General features: G+C 40.3%; 15 protein-coding genes. 8 read left to right on the forward strand and 7 right to left on the reverse strand.

The window, feature by feature from the left end:
• Positions 1–5: 5 nt before the first annotated feature.
• Positions 6–266: a cell division protein ZapA gene (gene zapA / locus MKX55_RS12975; RefSeq protein WP_042534454.1), complete on the reverse strand. Its 261-nt coding sequence runs from the start codon at positions 264–266 to the stop codon at positions 6–8.
• 128 nt (positions 267–394) lie between these two features.
• Here zapA and rnhC point away from each other — a divergent pair, with 128 nt between their 5' ends.
• Entirely contained in the window at positions 395–1,315 is a 921-nt protein-coding gene (rnhC, locus tag MKX55_RS12980; RefSeq protein ID WP_339233136.1) for a ribonuclease HIII, read from the forward strand.
• A gap of 13 nt (positions 1,316–1,328) precedes the next feature.
• On the forward strand, positions 1,329–2,021 hold the full coding sequence (ung, locus tag MKX55_RS12985; protein WP_339233137.1) for a uracil-DNA glycosylase: 693 nt from the start codon (positions 1,329–1,331) through the stop codon (positions 2,019–2,021).
• 71 nt (positions 2,022–2,092) lie between these two features.
• Here ung and pheT read toward each other — a convergent pair whose 3' ends face one another.
• The 4 genes from pheT to MKX55_RS13005 all read right to left on the reverse strand — a co-directional run bounded on the left by pheT (position 2,093) and on the right by MKX55_RS13005 (position 6,716).
• Entirely contained in the window at positions 2,093–4,522 is a 2,430-nt protein-coding gene (pheT, locus tag MKX55_RS12990; protein ID WP_339233138.1) for a phenylalanine--tRNA ligase subunit beta, read from the reverse strand.
• A gap of 20 nt (positions 4,523–4,542) precedes the next feature.
• Entirely contained in the window at positions 4,543–5,577 is a 1,035-nt protein-coding gene (gene pheS, locus MKX55_RS12995; protein WP_339233139.1) for a phenylalanine--tRNA ligase subunit alpha, read from the reverse strand.
• A complete protein-coding gene (locus MKX55_RS13000; protein WP_339233140.1) occupies positions 5,574–5,831 on the reverse strand; it encodes a hypothetical protein in 258 nt (85 codons plus the stop codon). Before MKX55_RS13000 ends, pheS begins: the two co-directional genes overlap by 4 nt.
• 147 nt (positions 5,832–5,978) lie before the next feature.
• Positions 5,979–6,716, reverse strand: coding sequence for an RNA methyltransferase (locus MKX55_RS13005; RefSeq protein WP_339233141.1), 738 nt, complete (start codon positions 6,714–6,716; stop codon positions 5,979–5,981).
• Between the two features lie 102 nt (positions 6,717–6,818).
• On the opposite strand from MKX55_RS13005, the gene sspI reads away from it, so the two are divergent.
• The 6 genes from sspI to MKX55_RS13035 all read left to right on the forward strand — a co-directional run bounded on the left by sspI (position 6,819) and on the right by MKX55_RS13035 (position 13,601).
• Positions 6,819–7,037: a small acid-soluble spore protein SspI gene (gene sspI / locus MKX55_RS13010; protein ID WP_042534468.1), complete on the forward strand. Its 219-nt coding sequence runs from the start codon at positions 6,819–6,821 to the stop codon at positions 7,035–7,037.
• Positions 7,038–8,149: 1,112 nt separating this feature from the next.
• Entirely contained in the window at positions 8,150–9,748 is a 1,599-nt protein-coding gene (locus MKX55_RS13015; RefSeq protein ID WP_339233142.1) for a DUF6583 family protein, read from the forward strand.
• Between the two features lie 47 nt (positions 9,749–9,795).
• The gene (locus MKX55_RS13020) at positions 9,796–11,019 is read left to right on the forward strand and encodes an ABC transporter permease (RefSeq protein WP_339233143.1); all 1,224 of its coding nucleotides are present in this window, start codon (positions 9,796–9,798) and stop codon (positions 11,017–11,019) included.
• Positions 11,016–12,161: an ABC transporter permease gene (locus tag MKX55_RS13025; RefSeq protein WP_339233144.1), complete on the forward strand. Its 1,146-nt coding sequence runs from the start codon at positions 11,016–11,018 to the stop codon at positions 12,159–12,161. The genes MKX55_RS13020 and MKX55_RS13025 overlap by 4 nt, the downstream gene beginning before the upstream one ends.
• Positions 12,145–12,819, forward strand: a complete 675-nt coding sequence (locus MKX55_RS13030; protein ID WP_339177576.1) for an ABC transporter ATP-binding protein — start codon at positions 12,145–12,147, stop codon at positions 12,817–12,819. The genes MKX55_RS13025 and MKX55_RS13030 overlap by 17 nt, the downstream gene beginning before the upstream one ends.
• Before the next feature lie 146 nt (positions 12,820–12,965).
• Positions 12,966–13,601 carry a lytic transglycosylase domain-containing protein gene (locus MKX55_RS13035; protein WP_339177579.1) on the forward strand — a complete coding sequence of 212 codons (636 nt, stop codon included), beginning with the start codon at positions 12,966–12,968 and terminating at the stop codon, positions 13,599–13,601.
• Between the two features lie 91 nt (positions 13,602–13,692).
• Here the strand turns inward: MKX55_RS13035 and MKX55_RS13040 are convergent, their stop codons facing one another.
• Both MKX55_RS13040 and MKX55_RS13045 read right to left on the reverse strand, forming a co-directional pair.
• Positions 13,693–14,676: a ring-cleaving dioxygenase gene (locus MKX55_RS13040; RefSeq protein ID WP_339177582.1), complete on the reverse strand. Its 984-nt coding sequence runs from the start codon at positions 14,674–14,676 to the stop codon at positions 13,693–13,695.
• A gap of 157 nt (positions 14,677–14,833) precedes the next feature.
• Positions 14,834–15,919: a M42 family metallopeptidase gene (locus MKX55_RS13045; RefSeq protein ID WP_339233146.1), complete on the reverse strand. Its 1,086-nt coding sequence runs from the start codon at positions 15,917–15,919 to the stop codon at positions 14,834–14,836.
• Positions 15,920–16,028: the final 109 nt, after the last annotated feature.

The following is a 16,028-nucleotide window of genomic DNA, read 5'->3' on the forward strand; positions in this document are numbered from 1 at the left end:
GTTTGTTAGTCCTCTTTCTTTCGTAATGAACCTAAAAGTGTTGCATAATCCTCTTTTAGTTTTAAATAATCGTTCATTGTATTCACAGCCGTTAATACTGCTAAACTGGCTGTATCTAATTGTTTATTGGCATCATGGATTTCATTCATTTTTTGATCAACTAAATTAGCCACTAGCTGAACATGGCGTTCTGATTCCGTTCCGATAACATGGTATGTCCGATTGTATATTTCAACTGTTACGCGTTGTTTTTCATTGTCTGTCATTTTGGCTTCCTCCTGTGTAACGTTGATTCTAGTATATATTAACATGAACTTTGCGTAAAAAGAAGTATTTCAAAATCCTGTTATATTTGCTATAGTCTTAGGTATCCGATGATTGGAGGAATGAAGCTTTGGGCCAAGAAGTATTAACAACATCTGCTGATAAAATTAAACAAATGAAAAAGCATTATCATGCCTGCTTAGAAAAAACACCACAGGGTGCTGTTTTCCGGGCAAAAACACCTTATGCAGTCATCACAGCATATCATTCTGGGAAAGTCCTCTTCCAGGGCAGCCAGCCAGAGAAGGAAAGCACCCAATGGAAGGATTCATCTGCTTCGACACAAGCAGCTAAAGCGAAGCCCTCCTCAAGTATAGACACAGCTATTTTCCAAAAAAGTCATATAGGATCCGATGAGTCAGGAACCGGCGATTATTTTGGACCTATAACCGTTGCGGCTGTTTTTGCAGACGAAGTGCAGCAAGTTCAATTAAAACAAATGGGAGTGGAAGACTCTAAACACTTAAAAGATGACGCCATCCATCGTATCGCACAAGAAATCATACAGCTTCCTATTTCATATACCATCCTTAAGCTAGGGAATGAAAAATACAATCATCTGCAGCTTAAAGGCTGGTCGCAAGGGAAAATGAAAGCCATGCTGCATCATCATGCCATTGACAAATTGATTGAAAAATTAGATGGTACGAATTATGATGGAATCGTCATTGATCAATTTTGTGAGCCTGCCGTTTACAAGCGCTATCTGAACTCAGAAGCATTAAAGCTTCATGAGAAAACTACTTTTATTACAAAAGCGGAAAGCCATTCGATTAATGTTGCTGCTGCTTCTATTTTAGCCAGAGCCCGGTTCGTAACAGCAATGGATATATTATCCCAAGAAGCAGGTATTACCTTACCGAAAGGCGCGTCCGGCAAAGTGGATAAGGCAGCAGCAAATTATATAAAATCCCATGGCGAACAGCAGCTGGGACATGTTGCTAAGCTTCATTTTGCCAATACAAATAAAGCAAAGAAATATTTACACTAAATGAGGTGCTACAATGAATATACCTTTAAAAAACGATTGGGGACAAGTTTTAGAGCAAGAATTTCAAAAAGACTATTATAAGCACTTGCGTAAATTTCTAAAGACAGAATACGATTCTAACACGGTTTATCCGGATATGTACGATATTTTTAATGCACTGCATTTCACAGATTTCCAAGAGGTGAAGGTTGTTATTTTAGGTCAGGACCCTTATCACGGCCCTAACCAGGCACATGGCCTGAGCTTTTCCGTACAGCCTGGCGTGCCGGTACCTCCTTCCTTAAAAAATATGTATCAGGAACTGGCAGCTGATGTTGATTTTAAGATTCCCTCCCATGGTTATCTGAAAGAATGGGCTGATCAAGGAGTGTTCCTTCTTAACAATGTCCTGACCGTCCGGGCACATCAAGCACATTCTCATAAAAACCAAGGCTGGGAGCGATTCACGAATCAAGTAATTGCTGCTTTAAATCAGAAAGATCATCCGGTTGTCTTCTTATTATGGGGTGCAGCAGCACAGAAGAAGATAGAATTGATCGATACCGATAAGCATTATATTTTAAAAGCGCCGCACCCCAGTCCATTATCTGCCCACCGGGGTTTCTTCGGGTGCCGTCACTTTTCAAAAACAAACGCTATTTTAGAACAGGAAAATCTCACTCCTATTAATTGGCAGCTTTCTTTGACAGTGAATCCTGATAAATGAATCAAGTCTATTTACGCTAAAAGCCGCTGGCACAGCTTCAAAATCTGTGCCAGCGGCTTTTTATATCTTGATCAGGAACGGACATACGATCCAAATTGATTATTTACTTTTTCAACAACCGCTTGATAAGATGTCTCCACTTCATCATCTTTCAACGTACGGCTTGGGTCCTGATACAGAAGACGATAGGCTACAGATTTTTTGCCTTCTTCCATATGCTCTCCCTGATATACATCAAATATAGAGACTTCTTTTACTAACGGAGCCCCTGTTTCCTTAATCACTGCCTGAACCTCTCCAGCAGGAACATCATTATCCAGGATAAAGGCGATATCTCTTGTTACAGATGGATAACGCGGAATATCCGTAAAGGAAGGTGTTGCTTGATGTACAGAAAATACAGACTCCAGATTTATTTCAAAAACATAGGTTTCCTTTACATCAAAATCTTTGGCAACAAGCGGATGAACTTGGCCGACATAGCCGATACCTTTGCCATTTAACTTTATTTCAGCGCAACGTCCCGGATGCATATCTTCCATTTTAGTCTGCGCAAAGGTAACATCTAATTCTAAATGGGCAAATAAGCCTTCCACGATTCCTTTTGCTACATAAAAATCAACCGGCTTCTTCTCTTGCTGCCATGGGTGATTATGCCATAAACCAGTCAACGCGCCGGCAACATGCAAATTCTCAATCGGCTGTTTTGTTATCTGCTCTTCTTCAGAAATGAATACTTTTCCAATTTCATAATACGCTAAATCTGTTTGTGTTCTCGCTACATTATGCTGGAGTACGCGAAGCATCTCTGGAATAAGACTTAAGCGGAGATGGCTGTGCTCCTCACTCATCGGCATTGCTAAACCGACTGTATTAGCAGTCCCTTCCTCCATATCAGGTGTCAGGAATCGCGATGCATCCTGTTTATTTGTTAAGGAGTAGGTTAATGTTTCCATCAATCCGGCGCTGGATAAGTAATTTTTGATTTCCCGCTGCAGCAATTGGACATCTGTTAATCCTCCTGCCTGTACCCATCCTTGCGGAATCGTATATGGCAGATGATCATAACCATAAATACGAATAACTTCTTCTAAAATATCTTCAAAAATAGATATATCCAGACGGCGCGTTGGAACTTGAACAACAATTTCTTCTCCATTTTTGCTGAATTCAAATTGCAGCCGTGCAAGGACAGAGGTCACGTCTTTTTCATCTAACTCCATTCCTAATCGCTGGTTCACTTTCGAAGTTGTAATGGTCACAGACTTCTCCGATTTATCCAATTCATCTACTTCTACAACACCAGCTGCTACTTTTCCGCCAGCATATTTTTGAAGCAGACTGCATGCCCGGACACCGGCGCGTTTCACACGATTTGGGTCAACCCCTTTTTCAAAACGCGTGCTGGATTCACTGCGCAGGCCTGTTTGCTTAACCGTATGGCGAACAGAAGCAGCATCAAAATAAGCAGCCTCCAGCAGGATATTCGTGGTTTCATCCGTCACCTCAGAATCAGCGCCTCCCATGACTCCGGCTAAAGCAACCGGTTCTTTGCCATTCGTTATAACAAGATTCTTCTCATTTAATTGACGTTCCTGATCATCTAAGGTAACCATTGTCTCGTTTTCTTTTCCTTGTCGGATAACGACCTCTTTGGAGCCAAACCGGTCATAGTCAAACGCGTGTAACGGCTGTCCATACTCTAATAATACAAAGTTGGTAATATCTACAACATTGTTGATCGGACGGATACCCGATGCCATTAAATAATTCCGCATCCATAATGGCGCCGGCTTAATTTCGACATCTCTTATAACAAATGCTCCGTAATATGGGTTATTTTCAATGGAATCAATTTTCACATCAATATAATCCTCAGCCTGGATAGATTCATCTGCATTCAGGCTTTCATCTGGTAAATGGATTGGCTGATCTAAAACAGCTGCTACATCATACGCTACACCAAGCATGCTTAATGCATCCGGACGGTTCGCCAGTACATCTAAATCTAACACCGCATCGTCTAGATTTAACAGCTCCTGTACAGGTGTACCAACCTCTGCATCTTCCGGAAAAACAAAAATCCCTTCTGCGACGTCGGAAGGAATGTATTTTTCATCCAATCCGAGCTCCTGCAGGGAACAAATCATCCCATTCGATTCCACTCCGCGCAGCTTTACTTTTTTGATTTTCATGCCATTTGGAAGCTTTGCGCCTGGTTTCGCAACAGCCACCTTCTGACCAGCCCCGACATTGGGCGCGCCGCAGACGATTTGCAGGGATTCTTCCCCGACGTCCACCTGGCATAGATTTAATTTATCTGCATCCGGATGCTTCTCACAGGATTTCACATATCCCACAACAATATTTTCGACAGCAGGGGCTAGATATTCCACTCCCTCTACTTCAATCCCGGATCGTGTTATTTTTTCCGCTAATTCTTCTGGTGTTACATGATCTAAATTGACATAGTTTCGTAACCAATTATAAGAAACAAGCATGTACTCTCCTCCTTCTTCTCTTACGCTTGATGATATTGTGATAAGAAACGGACATCATTGGTGTAAAAATGACGAATATCGTTCACACCGTATTTCAGCATCGCAATGCGCTCTTGTCCCATTCCGAATGCAAACCCGCTGTAAACAGTGGAATCATAACCGCTCATTTCCAATACACGCGGATGGACCATTCCGCCGCCCAGGATTTCAATCCAGCCGGTATGCTTACAAACCGAGCACCCTTTTCCATTACAAACCTTACAGGATACATCCATTTCAACAGATGGCTCTGTAAACGGGAAGAAAGATGGACGCAAGCGGATTTCGCGGTCTTTCCCGAACATTTTTTTCGCAAACACATCTAATGTACCTTTTAAATCACTCAGGGTAATATTTTTATCTACTACTAACCCTTCGATTTGTCTGAATTGATGAGAGTGCGTCGCATCATCCGTATCCCGGCGATACACCTTGCCCGGACAAATCATCTTGATTGGGCGCTTTCCTTGATATGCTTCCATCGTACGTGCCTGCACAGGTGAGGTCTGTGTACGCAAAAGCAATTCATTGGTAATAAAGAAGGTGTCCTGCATATCTCGTGCCGGATGGTTTTTCGGTAAATTTAATTTTTCAAAATTGTAGTAATCTGTTTCTACCTCGGGTCCTTCCTTTACCTCATAGCCCATGCCGATAAACAAATCCTCAATCTCTTCCATAATACTCGTTAATAAATGTCTGCCGCCGACGTGAACCGGGTTTCCAGGCAGGGTTACATCGATGGTTTCTGTTTCCAGCTGCTTATTCAAGGCTTCTCTTTCTAATTTTTCTGTTTTAGCATCCAATGCCTCTGTAATGGATTCCCGAACATTATTAGCAAGCTCGCCGATAACCGGACGTTCTTCCTTCGATAACTTTCCCATGCCGCGAAGAACGGTTGTCAGGGAACCTTTTTTTCCTAAGTATTTCACTTTCATTTCCTGTAAAGCCTGGCTGTTTTCTGCCTTTTCAATAGCTGCGAGAGCTTCCTGCTCTATCGCCTGCAATTCTTCTTTCATCGTACGAAATACCTCCTTTTAATCATTTCCTGTGTTTGATGGACTTTTTTAAACATAAAAAAAGCCCCGTCTCCCAAAAAAGGGACGAAGCTATATGGTCGCGGTACCACCCTTGTTGACTGGATAAACCTATCCAATCCAACTCTTGCCTCATAACGGATGGCGTCCGAATCACCTTTACATTTTGATATGGTCCAAGTGTCCGCTCCAGAGTGAAACGTAATTGCCGACATGATAGAAATGCTTCCAGTCAAGGCATCTCCTCCCTAAATCATTTATACAGGCAGTTACTTGCTCTTTCGTTGCGTTTAGTTGTTTGTTCTTTTCATAACAAAAGAACGTATCATTTACTTTATGATGTATTACAGTTATTATAGAAAAATTATCGCTGCATTGCAAGGTTAATTCTTTAAATAATATAGCAACACGCCGGCTGCGATGCTGACATTTAATGATTCTGCCTTTCCGAGGATGGGAATGGTTACCCGTTCATCCGCTTTTTCCAACAAGGATTCCTTTACGCCGGCTCCTTCATTTCCAAAAATAAGCGCTGTTTTTTGCGGGATTGAGAGATCTTTGTAATTCTCCGCTTTTTCTAATGCTGTAGCCCAAACACGGTAATCAGCTTCTTTCAGCCGCAACAGCTTCTCCTCCAGATCAGCATGTATAATTGGTAAATGGAAAATGGACCCTTGTGTGGCACGAATCACTTTATCATTATACAAATCGACACAGCCGCTGCCAAGGATAATTCCATCTGCACCCGCAGCGTCCGCAGTACGTATGATTGTCCCTGCATTCCCCGGGTCTTGGACTGCATCCAATAAAACAACTACCTCTCCGTTCACTGCTTCTTCTTTCTTTATTTCAACGACAGCCATCATCCCTTGAGGGGAAGCAGTAAAAGAAAGTTCTTTAAACACCTGTTTGGTGACCCCGATAACAGGAAGATGATGCGCCGACTCCAAAACAGAAGCTTCTTCGGAAACAATAAGTTCTTTTACTTCCCAATCGCTCGCCAGCGCTTCTTCAATTAAATGCTCTCCTTCAACCAAGAATGCATTCATTTGCTTTCTGTATTTTCTTTGATGCAGCTTTTTTAAAGACTTTATTTTCTCATTTTTCACAGATGTAATCACTTTATTCATCCTATCCAATTTTAAATTCTAACTACATCATACATAAATTCACAACTTATGGTCAAACTACTTTTAATAACACAGATAAAGGAGTGAACAGGAATGGATTTAAATATCCGTAAAGCAATTTACGCCAATATATCAAATAATAATCAAGAACAATTAGAAGCAACCATTGTGGATGCCATTAACAATGGAGAAGAAAAAATGCTGCCTGGTCTCGGAGTTCTTTTTGAACTGATTTGGAATCATTCTGATGAAAGCAAAAAACAGGAAATGATATCCTCTCTAGAAGATGGAATTCAAAGCGATTTATCCTAATTGACATCAGTTATATCTTTATTATGTCACCCTAAAAAGTATGCCGCTCCCCAAATGAGAAGCCGGCATGCTTTTTAGGATGTTTCAAAAATTTTAATCCATTAAGAAAAACCAATAATACCGCTTGGTCTTTAAAATATCGGTGTTCTTGCCAAAGAGATGTCCGCTGTGGGAAGTCGATTTCCGCGGGCAACGTTCAGCCGCACGGTAAGAAAACCGCTTCCTGCTCAGGTCGACCTGTTGCTTTTCACGCAGGAGTCGACAACATCCGCTCCCATCTAAGTGGAATTATGTTTTATTTGCTATTTTACAAGGAAATAACGCAAATTCTAGTGACGGTTTTGATGGGGCGAGTAATCGCAATGGTTTTCGGTGGGACGAGTAATCGCAGTCCCAGTGGGAAGACCCCGCAGAAAAAAAGCGTACTTCTTTTTTTCTACCCACAGGGCATAAGTGCGACTTTGCTTCTGTCTGCACCTGTCGGCTTGCCAATCAGCAAGTCTTCTTTAAAGGAGATGAGCTCGGGGCCTATGGAAAGCGTAGTGTTTTTCTGGGGTTGCGATTACTCACCCCACCATAACCCGTCGCAGCGGTCGCATGAACCTGACAACATTGAAGATTACTCCCTCAATGAAACCCATTGGAGCGGATATATTCAGCATTTTTTATATACTTTTTTGTTTTTTCGAGAAAAAACAAGAACACCACTTGATTTTTAAAACATATAATTCGACAAATTTAGCAAACTTTGAAACCTTTTCCTGTTTCGTTCCGTAGAAAATAGTAGAATAAAAGACAGCATGTTTTGACAAAAACTGCTTCCAGCCTGTTTATTTTTATCCTATTTAGGGAATAGGAAATCAAGCTCAGTCGATATTTAGTCTTAAGAACCAAGGCTTGAAACCGATTGACTACTTATTTCTTTAATGTTATAACAGGTTAGGGTCATTTTTCATCGTATAAATTTTTGATTCTAATTCTCAGCTGATGAATATAATTTATAGTATGAAAAAGATACAGCAGCCTGGCAAAACTACATACGCTGAGCTTTTATTGACCATTCTAAATTGTGCAAATTGCGCAAATATAGTTTCAAGAAAGGAGCATGAACTTTGGTAGAAAATAATGAGGAACAACCAAAGAAAAAAGGAATTTCAAAAGGAATTATTGCTATTATTATTGCAGTAGTCGTTCTTGCAGGTGGAGGAGCAGCAGCATTCTTCCTGACCGGATCTACACCTAAAGCAACCTATTTCCAAGCTGAGAAAAATTCAATTGAACAACTGCAAGATTTTATGGAAACACGATATGAGGATGAATATAATTGGTATGAACAATCCATGGAAAATCCTGTTTCCCAAAACGTGAGCCTCGGTTTAAACCTGGAAGGACTTGAAAATCAAGGCTATATAGACCCGCAAATTGCAGCGATGCTTTCAAACGCTGAGCTTGCATTCCATTCAGAGACAGATATGGAAAACAATCAGGCTTCTACGGAATTATCCGTAAATGTTGCTGGCATGAACTTCGATGGGCTGGCAGGTTATGTAGAAGGCTCTGATGTGTATGCAGAACTTCCTTTCCTGGAAGAAGTACTTAAGATTTCTGATGAGGATATCGGCAGTGTATTGGCTGAAATAGATCCTTACACATTCACAGGCAATGAGCAACTAGGAATTGAAGAGCTGATGTTTGAAAATGATGGTCAGCTATTAACAGATGAAGAGAAAGAATACCTTCAGGATGAATATGTCATGTTCATTTATGATGAGCTTCCAGACGATGCATTTGAAAGTGAAAATGAAGACGTAGAAGTAAATGGTGATTCAATCAGCGCTGAGAAAATCACGATGAATCTTTCTGAAGATCAATTTAAATCTCTAATCACTTCTGTTTTAGAAAAAATGAAAGGTGACGAACAGTTTCAGGAAATTTTAAGCAATCAGCTTGAAAGAGCTGGAAGCACTCCATTAGAAGACCCTGAAGTCTTCCAACAGCAGATTGATGAAGTATTAGGAGAATTTGACAGCGCCATGGATCAAGGCATTGAAGCAGTAGAAAACTTCCAATTCCCTGATGGCGTCCAATCTACACTTTGGGTATCTGATGATAAAGTTGTCCAACGCGACTTCTCTATCAGTCTAGCACCTGAAAACGAAGATCCTGTTACTTTCAATTTATCCGGCGGTCAATTATTTAATGATGATCAGATTTATTTTGACCATACATTAACAATGGGCGATGGATCTGAAGATGTAACGATGGCGTTCGATGGAGATTTCCAAGGAACTGGAGACTCTGTAACAGATAATGCTAACTTTAGCTTTTCATTTGACGATGGCTACATGCCGGTTGAATTCGCTGGTACGTATACTGGCGATGAATCGTTAGATGGGTCTGCTCGTGATTTTGACCGTCAACTGCAATTCACAGTAGAAAATGAAACAATAAATCTTGGCTGGACTGGTGACTCTACCTACGATGGCGACCAAATGAGCTCAAACAATAATATTGCATTAGATTTCCCTGGATATGTTGAAAATGTTTCCATGGACATTAATTCTGAAGGTGCAGTTATCGATGCGGTAGAAGGTGTTGATACATCAAATGTCGTTGACCTCGGCGCCATGTCTGCCGAAGAACTGCAGCAATACTTCGAAGGTGACTTCAGCAGTCAGCTTGAGCAATGGTTAATGCAGTTTGGCCTCTAAGCCAGCATTTGAAAGACTGAATTAGAAAGAAAAGAGTGTGCATGATCATGATTTTTCTAAAGCAAACTGGGCTTTTTATCAAAAATCATATACGGCAGCTTAAGAGGAAGTGGTATTCACTTCCTCTTCTTTTCATATTTCCGCTTGCGTTGGCGGGGCTTATGATGGTGATTGTTGTCAGTTTTTTTTCCCAGGATGAAAATGAAGCCATCCAATTAGGTTTAGTTGATTTAGATAATTCAACAGAAACAGAAATGATGGTGCAATTATTAGAACAGTCCTCAGGCTTTATTGATTTTTTAGAAGTCAATCAATTATCCGAGGAAGAAGCTATTGAACAGATTGAATTAAACAATTTAAGTACATATATCGCTTTTCCGGAAGGCTTTATTCAGGATTTATATCAAGGATACTCTGTGGAAGTTCCCATCGTCGGCAATAAAAAACAGCTGCTGGAAAGCTACATGATGAATGAAACGCTGCAGAGCGTTGTCCGTCACATTCGTTCCTCGCAAGCTAATATTCTGGCAATCAATTATTATGCAAAACAATTTGATATGGACGATGAGGAAAGGAATGACTTTGTTTTTGATCAATTTCAAGAGTTCCTAATGTATACCGTTGGCAGAGACCAGGTCATAAGAGAACGAACGCTGTCTAATCAGGCTAGCTCCTCCCCCATTGCTTATTTTAGCTTGGGAGGCTGGTTTATCATCAGCAGCCTTTGGCTCTTTTCATTATATTACTTTTTCACAAAAGAAAATCCGCCTTTAATCAGCCAGCGTATTCGTTTGTATGGGGCTACACAGCTTAGACAAATGCTCGCTAAGATAACCGTTACGCTTGTATTGTCTCTTATTCTAGCCTATCTGTCCTTTTGGGCATTACTTTCTTTTTTAAATATAGAGCTGAATCAAGAAAATATTGTTCGCTCTTTCATACTTATTATTTTGTATCAAGTTGGATTTATTATCTGTTTGGCCATTTTTGAAGTGCTTATTTCTTCTTTAAAATTAAGACTGCTCACACAGATATTATTTACATCCATTTTGATAATATTTAGCGGCGCACTGATTCCGACGCTATACTTTCCATTAGGAGTTCAGGATTATCTTCCCTACTCTTATGCTTATAACAGTCTTTACTGGCTTCAGGAAATTGTACTTAACGGGAGACATTATGCCGAATATACTTCCAGCCTTCTGCTAATTGGTGTTTTGTTATTTATACTGTTGGGACTTTTAAGCTGGAAGGAGCGTAGAAGTATATGATGGATATTCTGACGACACGTTGGCTGCATATGAAAAAGCAGCTTGTATCTATATTATTTTGGGCAATCTCACCTATCCTTTTCACCTGGCTGCTTCTATCTGGTACAGAGCTTATTCAAAACCAAAGCTCGATTCCAGTGGGGGTAATACTGGAAGAAGAAACAGAGATGGCAATGCAGTTAAGAGAAAAGCTCGATTCCTCCGATCTCATTCGTGTGGTAGACATAGAGAATGAAACAGAGGCAAGACAAATGGTAGCGACGCATGAGCTGGATAGTGCATTTATTATTGAAGAAGGATATGAAGATGCTATTCAGGCTGGTCAGCGTAACCGGCTGATTACAAGTTACCAGACAGATTTATCTATGGGTTATACACCGGTTATAGAAATGATTGCTTCATTTGTTCAAGAGGATAGTGGGAAAGTCAAAACAGCATATACCGTTATGGATTTAGGGGAGGCTTTAAACAGTTCGTCCATCCCCTCTTTTGATGAAATAATGAATGAAATTTATTCTATTGAAGAAAGTGAGAATCTGATTTTCACCAATTTCACTTTGCTTGGAGAAGATGCTGAAACCGATGAAGGGTTTTCTTTATTCCAAAACCCATGGAGCTTATGGTCCGTTTTTTCGCTTTTATCTACCTTCTTTTTATTTGATTGGCTGATAAAAGAAAAAAATGCAACAACCCGCACCCGTTTCATATTTAATCGTTTTTCTTTTCCAACCTATTTGCTGTCCAATCTCCTTCTTTACAGTATGGGGTTATTTGTATTAGATATGCTGACATGGGGCTTTTTCCATGTTTTATATGACGAAGGCTTTAGTGTATCGCAATTAGCTTATCTAGTCAGTTTTCGTGTAACGGTTTGTATGCTTGTCTTTTTGACAGGATCAGCTTTTAAAAAGCTGCTCCCCTATTATATAACTGCTGTTTTGGTCATTTTAGTAACGATGATTATCAGCGGAATTATATTACCGATGGACGGGATATATGAAAGTTATCCTTGGGTTGCATATGCAAACCCGTTAAGACAGATTGTTTATGAAGAAGTATGGAGCGGCTGGACATTTATAGCACCAATTTGTCTCATCGTCTGGTATGTGAAAGGAGTTTTTGGCAATGCAGCTAGAAATTGAAAAAGTATCTAAATCATTCGGAAGAAAGAAGGTGCTTGAAAATGTATCCTTCCAGGCAGAATCCGGGGAAATCATTGGTTTGGTTGGAGAAAATGGCGCAGGAAAGTCCTCTCTGCTCCGTATTTTAGCAACGATTTCAAAAGCAAATTCAGGCAGTATACGTTTAGGTGAATGGACATACGGAAAAAATCGAAAACAGCTTCGCAGAATAGTTGGATTTGTCCCTCAGGATATTGCTTTATGGGAGGACATGACAGTGAAAGAAAACATGATGTTCTTCGAAAAGCTTTCTTGGGTTCACCGTTCAAAAGACGAATTAAAGAAGCTTTGTGAGGATATGGAATTATTCAAATGGAATGAACCAGTCCATACGTTATCCGGCGGAATGAAACGGAAATTAAATATGGCAATCAGCCTGATTCATAACCCGGAATTACTGCTGCTGGATGAGCCGACGGTGGGAATTGATTTGCGATCCAAAAAAGAGATTGCGGGTTATCTGAAGCAAAAAGCAAAGATTGACCATAAAATGATTATGTATACTTCACATGATATGGATGAAATTCAAAGTATCTGTGATGCTGTTGTATGTATTGGTAATGATCCATTCTATGAAAACTTATTGCGAGAAACAAACATGAAAATAATCTCTATATAATATTGCTTAAAAGCTGTAAAACAGATAAAATAGGATTAGTTAATGTGCGTGAAACTAAAAATTTTTAGTAATAATTATTCATTTTATATCGTGATTACGCAGGATAAAGAATCTTTTTTTCAGTAAAATACGGACGGTGAATGCGAATGGAAATCAATACGAATCAACTGACAAACCCTTTAGGCATGCTAGGTTCTGCTCCAGCTGCAGGAAATGTGGAAGAAAATACAGGCTTCGGCGGAAAGTCTTTTCAGCAGCTGCTTTTAGAACGAATCCGGGAGGCAGAGGAACGAACAGCACAGGATTTTGGATCGAATATTCAAAATCCTGAAGTTGTTTCTTCTCCTATGACACAAATGGCTTCTTCTGCACAGCCAGCTGCGAGTCAGCCTGTCAGTGGGAAGGCATCAAATTATCAAGGTATCGTTCAGGAAATGGCAAACAAGTACAATGTAAGTGAACGATTAATCAATGCTGTTATTCAGCAGGAATCTAATTTTAATCCTAATGCCCGAAGTCATGCCGGCGCTCAAGGTTTAATGCAATTAATGCCCGGAACCGCTGCTGGTTTAGGTGTTACAAATTCGTATGACCCCCGCCAAAATATTGAAGGCGGCACAAAATACTTAAGTCAAATGCTTAACCGGTATAACGGAAATACAGAATTAGCTTTGGCTGCTTATAACGCCGGACCGGGTAATGTAGATAAACATCAGGGTATTCCGCCCTTTAAAGAAACAACAGCTTATGTGTCTAAAGTAATGGGTACATACCGTTCTTAAAAATAGACTTAGCGTTAATTTAAGATATATTTCTTAAATTGTACTAAAAAAGATTCGTTTATCAATGGAGAGATAAACGAATCTTTTTATTTTATTCATATTCTTTTTCAATGGTTTTTGTACTGCGGACCGTATCAATTTCCCTTACCTGACTTTCAATCTGTTCACGCTGCGGCTCAAGAAATGGCGGCAAGGCTAATTTCTCTCCCACTGTTTCATACGGCTCATCCTCCATAAATCCAGGACCGGCTGTGGCTATTTCGAATAATACCTGCGGCGCAACTGGCGTATATAGTGAACCAAAATAAAAGCGTTCCACAAATCCCGAAGTATTAAAACCAAATTGCTCTATTCTTTGCTGCCATGTATCTAAATCTTCCCGTTCGTCCACACATAATGCGGCGTGATGAACAGTACCATAGCCCTGTCTTGCAGGCGGCAATTCTTCATTATGCTCTACGATGATACGGGCGCCGTTTCCTCCTTCGTCCACTTCAAATAGATGGAATGCTCCCTCGTCTGCAATCTCCTTGTACATAAATACTTTTTCCAGCACCTGCTTGAAAAAGTTGAAATCTGCCACACGTACCACAACAGGGCCAAGGCCAGTAATTCCAAATTCTAATGGTATTGGGCCATTTTTCCATGGCGTACCAGATGCTCTTCCATTATTACTCTCATCTGAAACGAGCTGATACTGTTGATCATCAAAATCAGCGAAGGATAATGTTTTTACATCAAATTGCTGTTTAATTCCTGTATGCGCGATTCCCAGGCGGTCAAAGCGTTTCACCCAGTATTCCAGCGCCGCGTCACTTGGAACACGTAAAGATGTTTTATAAATTTCATTTGTTCCATGGGAACCTTTAGGAATACCCGGAAAATCAAAAAATGTCATGTCTGTCCCCGCATTACCTTCATCGTCCGCAAAGAATAAATGATACGTTTGGATATCGTCCTGATTGACTGTTTTCTTTACTAATCGCATACCGAGTACATAAGTGAAAAACTCATAGTTTTTTTCTGCGCTGCTTGTAATTGCTGTAACGTGGTGCATTCCACGGATTGGATTCATTGGAAAAACTCCTTTTATATTTAATTACATATTTTTTAATTAAATATAATTTACCACAGCTTTTTCTATCTGTCAATAACAGGCATTGGAGAACATCCTCATTTATGAAAAAATCGTGCCTTGTAAATAGATTAAAGACACGATTTTTTCATTATTATTAAGCTTTGATTAGAGCATCTACGGTTTCACGGTCTAATTTCTTTATGACAGCTGTCAATAACTTTACAGCATTTTCATAGTCATCACGATGAAGAATCCCTGCATGAGAATGGATATAGCGGGTTGCTACTGTAACAGACAGAGATGGAACGCCATTGCCCGTTAAATGAATGGAGCCTGAATCTGTACCGCCGCCAGCCATCGAGGTAAATTGGTAAGGAATATTATTCTCCTCTGCTGTATCGACAACCAAATCGCGCAGTCCTTTATGAGAAATCATAGAAGCATCATATAACACAATCTGCGGGCCTTCGCCAAGCTTGCTGTCCGCTTCTTGTTTCGCGATCCCCGGAGTGTCCCCTGCAATACCGACATCGACACCGAAACCGATATCGGGCTGAATCAGATGGGCAGATGTTTTTGCCCCGCGCAGGCCGACTTCTTCTTGAATCGTGCCGACACCATAGACGATATTAGGATGTGCTTCATCTTTTAACGCCTTTAATACATCAATTGCGATTGCTAAACCGATACGGTTGTCCCAAGCTTTCGCCATCAATAATTTTTCATTTTTTAATTGGGTAAATTCAAAATATGGAACAACCGAATCTCCAGGTTTTACACCGAACGATTCTGCTTCTTCTTTACTTGTTGCTCCAATATCGATAAACATATCTTTTATTTCATATGGTTTCTTTCTTGCCTCAGGACTAAGTACATGCGGAGGCTTAGAACCAATGACCCCTGTTACATCTCCGTCTGAGCCCATAATCGTTACGCGCTGCGCCAGCATAACCTGATTCCACCAGCCGCCAGCTGTCTGGAAATATAAAAAGCCATTTTCATCAATGCGTGTAACCATCAGGCCAATTTCGTCCAAATGCCCTGCAACCATAATTTTCGGTCCATTTTCATCACCTGTTTTTACAGCGACGGAACTGCCTAAATTATCTGTTTTCAGCTCATCTGCAAAGGGCTTGATATAGCTTTCAAATACGTCACGCACTTCTTTTTCATTTCCTGGTATTCCCTTTGCGTCCGTTAAATCTTTAAGCATTGTTAAGGTGTTGTCTAATTTTGCCATATTCAAAATCTCTCCTTTAAAGAAAAATTGGCTTGCCTGGTGTAAATAAAGCTTAAATTTCCTTTGTTTTACATTCATCAACGACGAATACAACACAAAGACTCGCCGC

It is taken from the genome of Oceanobacillus sp. FSL W7-1281 (genome assembly GCF_037969835.1).
GTDB classification, from domain to species: Bacteria; Bacillota; Bacilli; order Bacillales; family Amphibacillaceae; genus Oceanobacillus; species Oceanobacillus oncorhynchi.

Coding starts and splice junctions, on each gene's coding strand:
- MKX55_RS13025 (WP_339233144.1), top strand. CDS start 11,016: ATGATGGATATTCTGACGACACGTTGGCTGCATATGAAAAAGCAGCTT.
- MKX55_RS13040 (WP_339177582.1), bottom strand. CDS start 14,676: ATGAATCCAATCCGTGGAATGCACCACGTTACAGCAATTACAAGCAGC.
- MKX55_RS13030 (WP_339177576.1), top strand. CDS start 12,145: ATGCAGCTAGAAATTGAAAAAGTATCTAAATCATTCGGAAGAAAGAAG.
- zapA (WP_042534454.1), bottom strand. CDS start 266: ATGACAGACAATGAAAAACAACGCGTAACAGTTGAAATATACAATCGG.
- MKX55_RS13020 (WP_339233143.1), top strand. CDS start 9,796: ATGATTTTTCTAAAGCAAACTGGGCTTTTTATCAAAAATCATATACGG.
- pheS (WP_339233139.1), bottom strand. CDS start 5,577: ATGAAAGAAGAATTGCAGGCGATAGAGCAGGAAGCTCTCGCAGCTATT.
- MKX55_RS13045 (WP_339233146.1), bottom strand. CDS start 15,919: ATGGCAAAATTAGACAACACCTTAACAATGCTTAAAGATTTAACGGAC.
- pheT (WP_339233138.1), bottom strand. CDS start 4,522: ATGCTTGTTTCTTATAATTGGTTACGAAACTATGTCAATTTAGATCAT.
- ung (WP_339233137.1), top strand. CDS start 1,329: ATGAATATACCTTTAAAAAACGATTGGGGACAAGTTTTAGAGCAAGAA.
- MKX55_RS13035 (WP_339177579.1), top strand. CDS start 12,966: ATGGAAATCAATACGAATCAACTGACAAACCCTTTAGGCATGCTAGGT.
- sspI (WP_042534468.1), top strand. CDS start 6,819: ATGGATTTAAATATCCGTAAAGCAATTTACGCCAATATATCAAATAAT.